The organism is Kribbella sp. NPDC051718 (genome assembly GCF_040681515.1).
Taxonomy (GTDB): domain Bacteria; phylum Actinomycetota; class Actinomycetes; order Propionibacteriales; family Kribbellaceae; genus Kribbella.
Map to the genome: position 1 here is coordinate 605,950 of NZ_JBFAYZ010000005.1, position 14,333 is coordinate 620,282.

Here is a 14,333-nt window from a genome sequence, read left to right on the forward strand (position 1 = left end):
TTCAAGCCAGAACGGTACCCGAGAACCAGCGGCTAGTGTCCTGAGTCGGAAGTTCGCGCAGACAGCTCCGGTGGTCGGGTGCGTGCCTGGGCGCCGGAGATGTGCGCGAACTTCCGACTCAGGACACTAAGCAGGTCGCGGTTCGAGCACAGCCACGCACTCTATGTGATGCGTCATCCCGAACAAGTCGAACGCCCGCAGCGAGCTCACCCCGTACCCAGTCCCCCGAAGGTCTTGAGGTCCCGGGCCAGCGCTGCCGGGTCACACGCCACGTAGGCGATCCGCCGGGGCGAGAGCGCCGCGATCCGCCGTACGACGTCCTTGCCGGCGCCGGTCCGCGGTGGGTCGAGCACGACCAGGTCGACCGCCTCCAGCCCCTGCCCGGCCGCGTTGTTCAGCACCTTGGCCACGTCACCGGCCTCGAGCGTCACCGCCGGCAGGTCATGCAGGTTCCGCCGTGCGTTCTTCACGGCGTCCTTGCTGCCCTCCACAGCCAGCACTGCACACCCCGCCTCGGCCAGGAACGCAGCGAACAGCCCCACCCCCGAGTACAGATCCAACGCCGTCTCACCCGAGCGCGGCTCGAGCCCAGCCAGTACTGCGTCCACCAGCGTCTCGGGAGCGGCCGGGTGCGCCTGCCAGAACCCATTGGCCTCCACCCGGAAGCGCCGGTTCCGTACGACCTCCACCACCCGTCCACCGGAGTTGTCGTCGGTCAGTACCGCCGTCTTGCCTTCCGACGACACCACTGCCTTCACCGACGAGGCATCCGGCCACTGCTCATGCAGTACGTCCGGCGTCCCCGGATGGGCGATCAGGCACTTGTCGATCAGCACCAGGTCATGCGACCGATGCGCACGCATCCCGGGCCGGCCGTCGACGACGGCGTACCGCATCCGGGTCCGCCACCCCAGCCCGTCGTCGCCAGGCGACTCCATCACGATCGCGCGCTCGATCCCGCCGATCCGCCGCAGCGTGTCCGACACCACGGTCGCCTTCAGCCGCCGCTGCTCGACGATGTTGGCGTGCTGGAAGTCGCAGCCGCCGCACCGGCCCGGCCCGGAGAACGGGCAGGGCGGTTCGATCCGCTGCGGTGAGGGCGTCAGTACCTGTACTGCGTCCGCGCGGAGGTACTTCGTGGTCTGCTCGGTCACACGGGCGTGCACCAGCTCACCTGGGAGCGCATGCCGCACGAAGACCACCTGGCCCTCGTAGCGCGCGACACAGTGCCCGCCGTGAGCTACTGGCCCCACTTCCAGCTCCAGCAGCGTCCCGACGATCTGGTCTTCCGTCACCGGTCTCCTGAACTCTTGCGCGCGCCGCGCCGTACTTGGCCGGCTACGCGTTCCTCACGGTCCTGCCGCTCCTCAGCCGCCTGGGACGAGATCAGCTGGTACGGAACGGACGTAACCATCACACCAGGTGTGAACAAGAGCCGTCCCTTGAGCCGCAGCGCGCTCTGGTTGTGCAAGATGTGCTCCCACCAGTGCCCGACCACGTACTCGGGGATGTAGACCATGACCACGTCCCGCGGCGACTGCCGCCGGATGTCTCGAACGTACTGCACGATGGGGCGAGTGATCTCCCGGTACGGCGACGCGAGCCGCTTGAGGGGTACCGGGATGTCCCGCGCGTCCCACTCGGCCTGCAGCTGCTCCGACTCGTCCCGGTCGACATCCACCGTCACTGCCTCGAGCATGTACGGCCGGGCCGCCTTGGCGAAGGCCAGTGCCCGCAGGGTCGGCTTGTGGAGCTTGGAGACGAGCACTATCGAGTGCACCCGGGCCGGCAGCATCAGCGAGTCGTCGGCGTCGACCGCCATCTCGCGGCCGACCGTGTCGTAGTGCCGGCGGATGCCCTTCATCAGCAGGAACAGCACGGCCATCGCGATGATCGCGATGTAGGCGCCGTGGGTGAACTTGGTCAGCAACACGATCACCAGGACCAGCCCGGTCATCGTCAGGCCGATCGCGTTGATCACCCGCGAGCGCATCATCTGCGCGCGCTTGGCGCCGTTCGTCTCGGTCTTCAGGTGCCTGGTCCAGTGCCGGATCATGCCGAACTGGCTGAGCGTGAAGGAGACGAACACCCCGACGATGTAGAGCTGGATCAGCTTCGTCACCTCGGCGTTGAAGGCGATGATCAGGCCGACCGCACAGAGCGCCAGCAAGATGATGCCGTTGCTGTAGGCAAGCCGGTCGCCCCGGGTGTGCAGCTGCTTGGGCAGGAACCCGTCCTTGGCCAGGATCGAGGCCAGCACCGGGAAACCGTTGAACGCCGTGTTCGCCGCCAGCACCAGGATCAGCATGGTCGCGCCGATCACCAGGTAGAAGCCGGGCGAGAAGTTGGAGAAGACCGAGTCGCCGATCTGGCCGATCACCGTCTTCTGGGTGTAGCTGTCGCCGACCGGCCGGCCGTTCTGCAGCAGCTGGGTCGCCGGGTCCTCGGCGTACCGGAGCTTGATCTTGCTGGCCAGGAACAAGATGCTCATCAGCATCGTCACGGCGATCGTGCCGAGCAGCAGCAGCGTGGTCGCCGCGTTCTTGCTCTTCGGCTTGCGGAACGCCGGTACGCCGTTGCTGATCGCCTCGACCCCGGTCAACGCCGCGCAGCCCGACGAGAACGCCCGGGCGAGCAGGAACGCACCGGCCAGGCCACCGAAGATCTCGTGCCCCGCCTCGGGCGCGATGTCGAACTTGGCACTGTCGGCCATCGGCAGGTCGCCCGAGCTGAGCCGGATGAAGCCCCAGATCGCCATCCCGATGATCGAGGCCATGAAGATGTACGTCGGGATCGCGAACAGCGCCCCCGACTCGCGGACTCCGCGGAGGTTCAGCGCCGTCAGGATCAGCACCAGCGTCACCGCCAGCGGAGTCTCGTGGCCGGCCAGGAACGGCAGGGCCGACTTCGCGTTCTGTACCCCCGACGAGATCGATACCGCCACCGTCAGGACGTAGTCGACCATCAGCGCGCTGGCCACCGTCAGACCCGCGGTCGGCCCGATGTTGACCGTGGCGACCTCGTAGTCACCGCCGCCGGACGGGTAGGCGTGCACGTTCTGCCGGTACGACGCGACCACGACGAGCATCACGAAGACGACCAGCAGGCCGATCTTCCAGGAGAACGAGTAGGCCGCCAGACCGGCCACGGACAGGGTCAGGAAGATCTCGTCCGGTGCGTACGCGACCGATGACAGAGCGTCACTGGCGAACACGGGGAGCGCGATCTTCTTCGGGAGCAGCGTCTCGCCGAGCTGCGCGCTGCGCAGCTTGCGTCCGATGAGGATGCGTTTGCCGATGTCGCCTAGAGCGGGAGTCACACCGGTGATGTTAGAGGCAGCACCGGTCCGGTGTAGCGTCTATCCCTGCCGAGACCGATGCCAGCGGCCCCAGTGGGGCAAGGAGTGATCACGGAGTGCACGTCGTCATCATGGGCTGCGGCCGCGTCGGGTCGACGCTCGCCCGGACGCTGGAGAAGCGCGGTCATACCGTCGCGATCATCGACCAGTCCGCCGACTCTTTCCGCCGGCTGAGCCCCAACTTCTCCGGTCGTACCGTGACCGGGATGGGCTTCGACCGCGACGTCCTGACCGAGGCCGGGATCGAGGACGCCGAGGCGTTCGCGGCGGTCTCCAACGGCGACAACTCCAACATCCTGGCCGCGCGCGTCGCCCGGGAGAACTTCGGCGTCGGCAACGTCGTCGCCCGGATCTACGACCCCGGCCGCGCCGAGGTCTACCAGCGGCTCGGCATCCCCACCGTCGGCACGGTGAGGTGGACCGTCGATCAGATGATCCGGCGGTTGCTGCCGAGCGGTTCGGAGCCCGAGTGGCGCGACCCGTCCGGCACCGTCCGGCTGGCCGAGGTGTACGTGAGCCCCGGCTGGGTCGGCCGGCTCGCGGTCGACATCGAGAAGGCCACCGGCGCGAAGGTCGCGTTCCTGACCCGGCTCGGCGAAGGCTTCATGCCCAAGCACGACACGGTGATCCAGGAGGGCGACTTGGTGCACGTGGTCATGCTGGAGAGGGACGCCGCCGCCATCGAGTCCCAACTAGGTACCAAGCCTGAGGAGCTGTGATGCGGGTAGCCATCGCCGGCGCGGGCAACGTCGGGCGATCGATCGCGGCAGAACTGCTGGAGAACGGTCACGAGGTCCTGCTGATCGACAAGGACCCCCGGGCGATCAAGGCCGAGTCCGTACCGCGGGCCGAGTGGCTGCTCGCGGACGCCTGCGAGCTGTCCTCGCTGGAGGAGGCCGCGCTGCAGCGGTGCCAGGTGGCGATCGCGAGCACCGGCGACGACAAGACCAACCTGGTCGTGTCGCTGCTGGCCAAGACCGAGTTCGGCGTACCGCGGACCGTTGCCCGGGTCAACCACCCACGCAACGAGTGGATGTTCAACGAGGCCTGGGGTGTCGACGTCTCGGTGTCGACGCCGCGGATCATGTCGGCCCTGGTCGAGGAGGCCGTCTCGGTCGGTGACCTGGTACGCCTGTTCACCTTCCGTCAGGGCGACGCCAACCTGGTCGAGCTGACCCTGCCCGAGGACTCCCCGATGATCGGCCTCCGGGTCGGCGACATCGATTGGCCGGTCGACACCGCCCTGGTGACGATCATCCGCGAGGGCCGCGTCCTGCGCCCCGACCCGGAAGGCACCCTCGAACTCAACGACGAACTCCTCTTCGTCGCAGCCGACGAAACCGAGGAACAACTCGAGGACATGCTCTCCCCCCACCACCGCAAGTAGCTGTCAGGCGGCACCGAAGCGTTCGGTGTGGATGCGGCGCAGTGGGATGCCACGAGCAGCGAGCTCGTGGCTGACTGTGTGGACCATGGGTGTTGGGCCGCAGAGGAAGTAGTTGAGGTGGGCGGGGTTGCGGGGTAGGTGGCGGGTGAGTAGGTCGCCGCTGATTCGGCCGACCTCGCCGGTCCAGTCCGCGTCCGGCTTGCTGAGGACCTCGACGACCTTCAGGTTGAGGCGCCGGCGTACGTCTTCGATCTCCGGCCGGAGCATCATCTCGTCTACCGTCCGGGACGCGACGATCAGCCAGTGCCGGCGGTTGTCGTGGCGGTCGGCCAGGGTGCGGAGCATGCTCAGCATCGGGGTGATGCCGACGCCGGCCGCGATCATCATGAAGCCGGCCGAGCCGTCGTAGCCCTCGATCGTGAAACCGCCGTACGGGCCGTCGAGGAACACCCGCCGGCCCGGGCGGAGCGCACCGAGCAGCTCGGTGAAGTCGCCGAGCGCCTTGATCGTGAACTGTTTGCGGTACGGGCGAACCGCGGTCGAGGAGATGCTGAACGGATGCTCCTCGAAGACGAACGCGGTCGAGCCGAACTTCAGCCAGGCGAACTGCCCGGCGTTGAACGGTACGCCGTGATGCCGATCCGCCCGGATCGTCAGGGTGACGCCGTCGCCAGGCTCACGCCGTACCTCCTCCAGCAGGTATGACCGCCGCCTTGCCCGCAAGGGCAACCACAGCCAGCGGCGTACCGTCAGCCCCAGCACCAGCAGCCCGGTACCGAAGAACCAGGCCGCCAGCAACGGCATCGACATCAGGTGCCGCAACCACCAGACATGCAACCAGGCCGTCAGCAGCACGATCCAGGCGAGCGCGTTGTGGACGAGGCGCCAGCCTTCGTACCGTGGCTGGCGGCGCGATCTGGTGAGCGCGAGGGCGACCATCAGCAGCAGGGCCGCCGTCGAGCAGGTGGCGGCCCGAGCGGCCCAGGTCGTGTGCGCCAGATCGAAGATGGCCAATCCGCGTGGATCCTCGATCAGCACCGCGAGCAGGTGCAGCAGCACCAGGATCGTTGCGGTCTTGGCGATCGATCGATGGATCCTGAGGATCGTCTCGATCCCGAACGCGGCGATCAGCGGCGACACCCTGGCCGGCAGGATCGCCGCGACCACCAGGGCCGAGAAGGCGACCAGTCCGAGGCTCAGCGCGACGGCCTCGCCGGCGTTCAGATCGTTGGGGCCGAGTGACAGCCAGGTGAGGACGAGCGGCACCAGCAGTGCCTCGAGATAGAGCAGGAACCAGCCGGCTCGCGCGGCCGGTCCGTGGACATGCGTGGTGACGGTTCTCCGATGGATCATTCCTGATTCCCATCGCTTCCGTGGGGGCGGTGACTGGGAATTTACGCCCGGTGACAGCGCTTCGAGATCCACGGCCGGGAGACTTGCCACGGTCTTACATTCCGATTCCTTATGGAGCTGCCGGGCGGAGCTGCTACTCCGCCCGGCAGCGGCTTGACTACTTCAGCCCGAAGGCCTTGGTGATGGTCTGGTCGACCGCGGCGCCCTTGCCGTCGTCGACATGCGTCCGCAGGCTGACGAAGCCGTCCCGCGGTCCGTCCAGCCGGGTGGTCCAGCCCTGGGCGGTACTACGAAGCGCCGCCCGCTGCCACGTGTTGCCGTCGTCATAAGAGATGTCGAGCGAAGGCTGACGCAGCCCCGCGGCCGTCGAGCTGACCGACCACTTCGGCGAGATGGTCAGGTCGTCGTGCCGGCCGGCCTTGCCGTCGACATCCGTGTCGATCGCATAGTCGACCTGGATCAGCGACACCGGCGCAGCGTCGGCGGTCGAGGCGGAGTCGAAGGTCCACTCCGTGCGGGTCGCCGTCGAGTACGGGCTCGGGTAGGTGCCCCGCGTGTTGTCGACGACCATCCGGTACGGCTGCGACTCCGGCTTGAGGCCGCTGACGGTCAGCTGGTCGCGGTCGGCTTCGGCGACCAGAGTCGACCCCTGGTACAGGCTCAGCTTCTGGGTCAGGTCGAAGTTGCCGAACGCCGTGCCGGTGTGGTTCCCGCCGCCGTCGCTCCAGCCGGGCGCGACCATCGCGAGCCCGTCCTGCAACCTCACCGGCGACAGTCCCTTGCTCAACCGCGGCCGCTGGATCGGCCCGAACCACTTCACATCGGTTCGGCTGCCCGCGGAGTACGTCGTCCACTCCGGCTCGGCCTGCTGCACCTCGCGAGTGATCTCAGCCTTCGCCTGGTACGGCATGCCGGCCATCACGTAGTCCGCGCGCTCGGCGACCAGCGGCATCCCGGTCGTGTTCATCGCCGACTCCCAGTCGACGTTCCAGATGTCGAACCGGTTCTCGATGCCGGTCCCCTGCCGGAAGTTCCGGTACGAGACGTTGAGCCGGGCAAGGTCGCCCGTCCGCGCCCGGTACGACAGATCGGTCGGCAGGTGATCCCAGTACTTCGACAAGTCGTACGTGTACTCCAACGTCGGGTTGGAGTTGACCGTGAGACTCCCCCGGCCCTTCTCCACCTCGGCGATCAGCGCCACGCCCTCGTCATGCGTCAGCGTCACCACCGTCAGCGGCACCGGCTGCACCCAGTAGATCGAGTCAGTCCAAGGCGCCAGCCTGCCGACACCGTCGTTGACCACGACGAGGAGTTTCGCACCGGCTGCCGCAGCGGCCGCGGCCTGCTCCTCCAGCGAGCCGTCATCCCGTACGACGACCGCCTTGCCACGCTGGTCCTTCGCATCGGCGAGCACCGCGTCGAGTTGGTGCTTCCCCTTCGACAGTGGGGTGTCGCCCCGGCGTACCCGGAGGTCGTCGAAGGTCTGCTTCGACGAGCTCATCGTCAACGCGGGCTGCTCCAGCCGCCACCGCGCGCCGGTCGTGAAGGTCCCACTCTTCGCCTTGCCGGTCGGCAGCTCCCAGACGCTGTCGTAGCTCCCGTCCGGCCACCGCGACGATCCGACCGAGAAGACGTCGCGCCCGAAGTCGCGGTAATTGTTCACCCGTACTTCGCCGAGCGTCGTCGCCTGCGGAGCCGCCACCGTGAGCTGCTTCGCCTTGCGGGCGTCGTAGGTGACCGTACGGTCCTTGTCGAGGTGGATGTCGAGCAGAGTCAGTACTGCGAGCCCGCGCGACGACGGCCCATGCGTACCCTCCACATCCGTGGTGAGCCAGGTCGTGTAGTCGCCAGGCGGCAGGCTGATCGTCGTACCGCCTTCCTCGACGATGAACTGCCCATAGCTCGTGCCGCCGATCAGGATGGCGTCGCCGGCCAGCGGGCGCCCACTGCGGTCCTTGGCGTCGAGGGTCAACTGGTAGCGCTCGCCGTCACGGCCGATGCCGATCATGGTGCTCAGCTGGGTGCCGTCGGACTTCTTGGCAATCAGCTGGCCGGACAGCTGCCGGTCGACAGGTGCGACGTCGACCTTGGCGGTCAGCGTGACAGTGGCGGTCCCATGGGCGGGCACAGTCACCGTCGGGCTCGACAGCGCGAACAGGCCGGCCGGTGCGTCCGCGACCTTGGTGGTGAGGTCGAGGGTGACCGGTGCGTCGCCAGTGTTGGTGTAGGTCACCGTGTTGTCGGCAACCTTGCCGGGCTCGACCGGCCAGCCGAAGTGGCCGGAGTACGCGCTGGAGGTCGCGAAGACGGTCGCCTTGCTCGTCGCGGCGATGTCGAGGCGTCCGTTGCCACCCTGGTACGGGTTGTAGGCGGGGGTCGGCTTCGCAGTACTGACGATCGCGGCCTTGAGCTGCTGGCCGGTCCAGTCCGGGTGCTCAGCGGCGAGCAGCGCGACCGCGCCCGCGACGTGCGGCGTCGCCATCGAGGTACCGCTCATCAGCTGGTACGAACCGCTGCCTTCCGGCGAGTACTGCGACCGCGCGGCGAGGATGTCGACGCCCGGCGCGGTGATGTCGGGCTTGAGCCCGCCGTCTCCGACACGCGGACCCCAGCTCGAGAAGTCGGCGAGCTGGTCGGCGCCGTCGACAGCGCCGACGGTCAGCGCCGCCTCCGCGATGCCCGGCGCGCTGGCGGTGTAGTAGCCCGGACCAGCGTTGCCTGCGGCAACGGTGAAGAGCGCGCCGGTCTCGGCGGACAGCTCGTTGAGCGACTGGCTGATCGGATCGGTACCGTCGGTCGGCCCGCCTCCGAGGCTCATGCTGACGACCTTGGCGTGCTGGTCGCGCGCGGCCCACTCCATCCCGGCGATGATCCAGGACTCCTGGCCGCTGCCGGCGTCGTCGAGCACCTTGCCGATGTGCAGCTTGGCCCCTGGCGCGACACCGCGCTCGACCCCGCCCGACGCATCACCGGTACCGGCGATCGTGGAGGCGACATGGGTGCCGTGGCCGTGCCGGTCGATGACGTCGAGGCCGGGCACGAAGCTGCTCGACGCTGTCACCCGGTCATCGAGGTCCGGGTGTTCCAGGTCGACGCCGGTGTCCAGCACGGCGACGTCGACGCCCTCGCCGATGTTGCCGCCGCGCCAGACCTCGGGCGCGCCGATCTGCGCGGTGCTGTCGGCCAGGTCGGCCTTGAGCTTGCCGTCCAGCCAGACCTTCTTGATGCCGGCCGTGAACGCTGCCCGGCCCTTCGAACCAGCACTCGGCGAGCCGGCCGTCAGTGAGCGCCAGAAGTCGCCGGTGCGGTCGACCGTCAGCGCGGCGCCTTGGATGCTGCTGAGCGTGCTCTGCTTGCGGGCACCGGCCGGGACGGCCTGGGTGCGCGCCTTCGCGGCGGCGTCGGTGTAGGTGACGATCAACGGCAGGCCGTCGTCGTACCCGTCGGCCAGCAGCTTGGTGACGTTGAACAGGTCCTCGTCGAGCAGTTTCGCCGCCAGGAAGCGTGCGGCGGATCGCGGGTAGACGTAGGTGTCCTTCCCGTCGACCCGTACGTCGTTGTCGACGAGCCGGCCGTCCGGACCGGTGACGAGATAGCTCTTCTTGCCGTCGGCGCCGATGCTGACCTTGACCAGATCCCCAGTGATCAAGGTGACGGACTGTTCAGCGTGGCCGGCCTCGGCGGCGTACGAGCCGGATACAGCGTTGGGCGGTGCAGCAGCGGCGTACCCGCCGGTCACGGATGCGGCGGCGGCCAACAGCGCCACCGCAAGGACCGAGAGTCTTCGGCCGCGGCCAGGACGTGGAGTCACGAATGCCTCACAGGGGGTCTACGAATGAGTCGCCAGATCGTAGGCCTGGAATTCCGTCCTTTTTCAGCGATTCAGCTGGCCACAACCAGCCGTGTCACGTTTGCGACACTCCGGAAAGTAAAGCCGGGTAGCGGGTGTCGGGGAGGCCGAGGTTGCGCCAGACGAAGCGCGGGACGCGGGCCAGGAAGCCGTTCAGGAAGGCCGACGAGTGCTCGATCACCTCGTGGCTGTGCTGTCCTGGGCTGAACCAGACCCAGTCGCCGTCGAACTCGAAGGGCGCCGGCGGATCGGCCATCAGGTACTCCATCTGGCGCGGGTGGATCACGTCGTAGGCGAACTTGGTGTCGTCCGCGGTCACCTTGAACTTCTCGTTGAAGGCACCGCTCTCGAAGCTGATCCCGCGCCCGAAGCCGCGCCGGCCGACCGACAGCGCCGGCATCCGGACGGGGAGCTGGAACCCGAGCACCGCCTCGCTGTGGCTCTCGGTCACCTGCCGGGTCTGGCTGCGGCCCTCGCTGTCGGTGTACGACTCGGTGCGGGTCGTCTTCCACTCGTGCGTGAACGCGACGAACGGCGGGCCGTTGCCGTCGCGGCCGCGGATCACGTCCGACGTGCTGTGGCTGTGGCCGGACCTGGTCACCCGGGTGGTCTGCAGCAGGTTGTCGTCGACGCCGACCCAGTACCACTCCGGGTGCTGGTAGAACGTCAACCGCGACGGCCGGGCCGGCTGGATCCATTGATCCAAAGGCATTGCGTCGATCGCGGCAGCGATGCCGGCGAGCTGCTCCAGCCACTCGGCGAGCACAGCAGGGTCCTTGCGCGGCGGATCCAGTACTACGAGTTGGTCCCCGTCGATACTGAGGTTCAGCCCGGGTTGCTTCGCGGCCATCACGGTCAGCCGCTCGCACAGCTGCGGCGTCATCACCTCCGTGCCGAACGCCTGGTCGAGCGCACCGACCTTCCACCCCGGGCCGAGTTGCTGCGGGGCCGGCACGCTCGTCGCGGTCACGCCGTACCGGAGTTGCGTCTGGCCGCCGATGATCCACAGCTCGGGTAGCCGGCGGGACAGGGTGACCATGCCGACCCAGCCCTTCCAGTGCTCGGCGCCGTACTCGATCACCTGGAACGGCCGGCCCGTGCTCGTCGAGCCGGTGATCTGGTCGTCCGGCTTCCGCACGAACCCCAGGCCGAACGGCGGGTTCGCGAGTTGGGCGACGGCGTCCCAGGTCGGGCTCCCCTCGAAGGTCCAGCCGCGCTCCCGCAGCGAGCTGACGTAGCGCTGCCGGCGGACGATCGCGTAGACGCCGATGGCAACGCCGATACCGGCAATCGCCAGGACGATCCAGATGGTCGGGCTCACGCACTCCCCCTTGGTTCGCGGCTTGTCCGCGGGGCTCGAATTGTTCCCTATGACGCGGGTTACCCCCGGGTCAGTTCCCTCAGCACGGCTTGAATCGCCGGGCTCGCGTCGGCACTCCGCCGCCACGCAGCCCGTACTTCGCGCGTCGGCCGCCGGGCCAGCGGCCTGGCGACCAGCTCGCCCAGCGGCGGTCGTGCAAGCCGCGGGATCAAAGCGATCACGTCACCGGCGGCGACCAGCGCAAGCTGGGTGGCGAAGTCGTCGACGAGGTGACGTACGTCAGGTTCCTCAGGCGAGTCAGCGAACAGCCGCCGGAACCATTGATGACAGACGGTTCCAGGCGGACTGGTCACCCACGCATGCCCCGCAAGGTCGGCAGCGGTCAACGGCTCGTTGTGTGCCAGGGGGTGGGTGGAACTCATGACGACGTCGCCGGTGTCGGTGTGGATGTGGCGTTGGGTCAGGGATGGCGGTAGCGGGGCCGGGAGACCGTCGGCGTCGTGGACGAGGGCGAGGTCCGCAGTACCGGCTTCGACGCTGTGTAGCGCCTGGTCCGGGTCCTGCTCGGTGAGATGTACTCGGAGCTCGGGGGCTGTCTTGGCGAGTTGCCTCAAGGTCGGCGCGAGCAGCCCGCGGATGGCGGTCGAGAACGCGACTACTCGCAGTACGCCGCGCGGCGTCCCCTCCGACACCGACTGAGCCGCCTCAGCACACCGCTCCAGCGCCTGGAACACCTCACCCGCCGAGTCGACGATCGCCTGCCCAGCCGGCGTGAGCACCACCCCACGGCCAGCCGGCGCGATCACCGGTACTCCGACCTGCCGCTCCAACCGCTTGAGCTGCTGCGACACCGCCGAAGCCGTGAACCCCAACTCGTCCGCCGCCCGCGCCAGCGTCCCCAGCCCAGCCACCGCCCGCAGCGCTCTCAACGCACCCACCTCGATCATGAAGCCACACTAAGCAATACCGATGAAAAAGCATCGCTAGACCGCATCGATCACCCTCGACCACGATCAATCCCATGACCGCAGCAGAGCTCTTCGGCATCAACCTCGTCGCCATGGTGACCCCGATGAACCCCGACGGCTCGATCAGCCTCCCCGGCCTCGCCAGCCTCGTCGACCACCTCCTCACCACCGGCGCCGACGGCCTCGTCGTAGCCGGCACCACCGGCGAATCCCCCACCCTCACCGACGCCGAAACCACCCAACTAGTCAAAGCCGTGGCAACCCAGGCAGCCGGCCGCGCCAAAGTCATCGCCGGCATCGGCACCTACGACACGGCCACCACCATCCGCCGCGCCCACGAAGCCGAAGCAGCCGGCGCCGACGGCCTCCTACTGGTCACCCCGTACTACTCCAAGCCGACCCAAGCAGGCGTGACAGCCCACTGCCGAGCAGTAGCCGACGCCACCACCCTCCCCGTCATGCTCTACGACGTCCCCCACCGCACCGGCCTGGCCATGGCCCCGGCAACCATCACCGAACTAGCCGCCCACCCCAACATCCACGCCATCAAAGACGCGAAGGGCGACCTGGCCGAAGCAATGAGCCTCATGTCCACCACGGCCCTCGCCTACTACTGCGGCACAGACGACCTGAACCTCCCCTACCTAGCCACCGGCGCCACTGGCCTAGTCAGCGTCACCGGCAACCTCACAGCCGCCCCCAACGCCGACCTCATCCAGGCCATCCGCACCGGAGACCTCGACACTGCCCAAGCGGTCCACCGCTCCCAGATCCCCATCACCACAGCCCTGACTGCCGACTCTCAAGGCGCCCCCAACACCAAGGCTGCCCTGGCCGAGCTGGGGATCATCCCCCACGCCTCGGTCCGCCTCCCCCTGATGATGACTACTTCTTGCCGCCGCGGAGGAGGCCGGTGACGTGATCGCGGGTCTCGTCCCATTTGTCGGCCGGGAGAGAACCGCGGAGGACGGAGTAGGCGAGCCAGAGCGCGAGCGCGTAGCAGGGCAGGCCGAGGCCGATCTTGGCGATTCCCAGGGCGTTCAGTTGGTGGGTCAGGTACAGGGGAATCTGGATCGCCAGGCGGCCGGCGAAGAGGCCGGCGAAGACCAGGGTGGCTCGGTTGAAACCTCGGTACATGTCCGGGTCTCGGCGCCACTCGCCGCCGGTTTGGGTGATCACGCCGTACAGGGCACCGAAGAGAGGCCAGCGGACGATGATCGAGAGGCCGTAGATCAGCAGGTAGCCGCCGCTGAGGATCATGCCGGGCAGGTAGACGTTCTCGGCCTTGCCGCTGCGGTTCGCCACCCACGCGGAGAACGCGACGCCGATGAAGCCGCCGATCACGTTGCGCAGCGGCTGCTTGCGCAGCAGCCGGAGCAGCGCGACCGCGCCGCCGCAGGCGACCGCGACGATCAGGGCGAGCTTGAGGTCGTGGTCGGAGGCCGCGTACACGATCATGAACGCGATCCACGGCAGCCCGACGTCGAGCAGGGCTCCCCAGCCGCCGAGCGCCTGGAAGAAGTCCTTGTCGGTGGTCGCCTCCGGCTTGGCCGGCGCCCCCTCCTCGGCCTGCACCGTCTCGGCCGGCGGCGCTGTCTCAGCCGCCTCGAACTCGGGTTTCAGAATCTCGACCAGCTTCTCGTTCAGGTCCTCGTCGAGCTGGTCACGCTGTGTTCCGTGCGGCTCAGCCATGCGCAGCCGCAGGACGGAGCTCGTACTTCGGGTTGAACATCACCCGGTCCCCGTCCACGACACCGATCCGCCCGGACGCGGTCAGCTCCGAACCCGGGTGGATGCCGGCGATCTTGCGCCGGCCCAGCCAGACCAGCTTGACCGTGCCGGTGCCGTCGTACAGCTCACCCTCCAGCGCCGGTACGCCGCCGCGCGGGCTGAAGGTGATCGTGCGCAGCGTGCCGTACAGCGTCACCATCTCCCGGTCATGACAGCCGGTGATGGACCGCGCGCCACAACCGCTCGCGTAGTCCTTCAGTACTTCGGCGTCCTGCTCGTCCCGGTCGCCGGCCAGTCCCTTGAAGGCGCGCTTCCACAGCCCCCCGGGTTTATCACTACCCATGAGCCCAGTGTAAGCCGTTCGT

The 14,333-nt window shown here is 68.1% G+C and carries 10 protein-coding genes and 1 pseudogene; 3 read left to right on the forward strand and 8 right to left on the reverse strand.

The features are described 5' to 3' along the window. Positions 1-126 precede the first annotated feature (126 nt). Both AB0M15_RS22170 and AB0M15_RS22175 read right to left on the reverse strand, forming a co-directional pair. Positions 127-1,295, reverse strand: a pseudogene (locus AB0M15_RS22170) (TRAM domain-containing protein). Next, entirely contained in the window at positions 1,292-3,319 is a 2,028-nt protein-coding gene (locus AB0M15_RS22175) for an APC family permease (protein WP_363822035.1), read from the reverse strand. The pseudogene AB0M15_RS22170 and the gene AB0M15_RS22175 overlap by 4 nt, the downstream one beginning before the upstream one ends. A 95-nt stretch (positions 3,320-3,414) precedes the next feature. Here AB0M15_RS22175 and AB0M15_RS22180 point away from each other — a divergent pair, with 95 nt between their 5' ends. Then, positions 3,415-4,077, forward strand: coding sequence for a TrkA family potassium uptake protein (locus AB0M15_RS22180; RefSeq protein ID WP_363822039.1), 663 nt, complete (start codon positions 3,415-3,417; stop codon positions 4,075-4,077). Further along, complete coding sequence (locus AB0M15_RS22185) at positions 4,077-4,745, forward strand: TrkA family potassium uptake protein (protein WP_328323076.1); 669 nt, start codon at positions 4,077-4,079, stop codon at positions 4,743-4,745. Before AB0M15_RS22180 ends, AB0M15_RS22185 begins: the two co-directional genes overlap by 1 nt. Positions 4,746-4,748: 3 nt before the next feature. Here the strand turns inward: AB0M15_RS22185 and AB0M15_RS22190 are convergent, their stop codons facing one another. The 4 genes from AB0M15_RS22190 to AB0M15_RS22205 form a co-directional block, all read right to left on the reverse strand. Next, entirely contained in the window at positions 4,749-6,098 is a 1,350-nt protein-coding gene (locus AB0M15_RS22190) for a ferric reductase-like transmembrane domain-containing protein (RefSeq protein ID WP_363822045.1), read from the reverse strand. Positions 6,099-6,255: 157 nt separating this feature from the next. Beyond that, positions 6,256-9,864 (reverse strand): S8 family serine peptidase, encoded by a 3,609-nt coding sequence (locus AB0M15_RS22195; protein ID WP_363822047.1) that lies wholly within the window; start codon positions 9,862-9,864, stop codon positions 6,256-6,258. A gap of 139 nt (positions 9,865-10,003) precedes the next feature. Further along, positions 10,004-11,269: a hypothetical protein gene (locus AB0M15_RS22200; RefSeq protein WP_363822050.1), complete on the reverse strand. Its 1,266-nt coding sequence runs from the start codon at positions 11,267-11,269 to the stop codon at positions 10,004-10,006. A gap of 59 nt (positions 11,270-11,328) precedes the next feature. Then, positions 11,329-12,216 carry a LysR family transcriptional regulator gene (locus AB0M15_RS22205; RefSeq protein WP_363822053.1) on the reverse strand — a complete coding sequence of 296 codons (888 nt, stop codon included), beginning with the start codon at positions 12,214-12,216 and terminating at the stop codon, positions 11,329-11,331. Positions 12,217-12,290: 74 nt separating this feature from the next. On the opposite strand from AB0M15_RS22205, the gene dapA reads away from it, so the two are divergent. Then, positions 12,291-13,154, forward strand: a complete 864-nt coding sequence (dapA, locus tag AB0M15_RS22210) for a 4-hydroxy-tetrahydrodipicolinate synthase (protein ID WP_363822057.1) — start codon at positions 12,291-12,293, stop codon at positions 13,152-13,154. Here dapA and AB0M15_RS22215 read toward each other — a convergent pair. Then, positions 13,123-13,929: a DUF3159 domain-containing protein gene (locus tag AB0M15_RS22215; protein WP_363822061.1), complete on the reverse strand. Its 807-nt coding sequence runs from the start codon at positions 13,927-13,929 to the stop codon at positions 13,123-13,125. The two genes, dapA and AB0M15_RS22215, sit on opposite strands and share 32 nt — an antisense overlap. Next, positions 13,922-14,311 carry an OB-fold nucleic acid binding domain-containing protein gene (locus AB0M15_RS22220; protein ID WP_363822064.1) on the reverse strand — a complete coding sequence of 130 codons (390 nt, stop codon included), beginning with the start codon at positions 14,309-14,311 and terminating at the stop codon, positions 13,922-13,924. Before AB0M15_RS22220 ends, AB0M15_RS22215 begins: the two co-directional genes overlap by 8 nt. Between the last annotated feature and the right edge of the window lie 22 nt (positions 14,312-14,333).

Bases quoted from the DNA above. Each gene is read 5' to 3' on its own strand.
- AB0M15_RS22185 (WP_328323076.1), top strand. From the start codon at position 4,077: ATGCGGGTAGCCATCGCCGGCGCGGGCAACGTCGGGCGATCGATCGCG.
- AB0M15_RS22190 (WP_363822045.1), bottom strand. From the start codon at position 6,098: ATGATCCATCGGAGAACCGTCACCACGCATGTCCACGGACCGGCCGCG.
- AB0M15_RS22205 (WP_363822053.1), bottom strand. From the start codon at position 12,216: ATGATCGAGGTGGGTGCGTTGAGAGCGCTGCGGGCGGTGGCTGGGCTG.
- dapA (WP_363822057.1), top strand. From the start codon at position 12,291: ATGACCGCAGCAGAGCTCTTCGGCATCAACCTCGTCGCCATGGTGACC.
- AB0M15_RS22215 (WP_363822061.1), bottom strand. From the start codon at position 13,929: ATGGCTGAGCCGCACGGAACACAGCGTGACCAGCTCGACGAGGACCTG.
- AB0M15_RS22220 (WP_363822064.1), bottom strand. From the start codon at position 14,311: ATGGGTAGTGATAAACCCGGGGGGCTGTGGAAGCGCGCCTTCAAGGGA.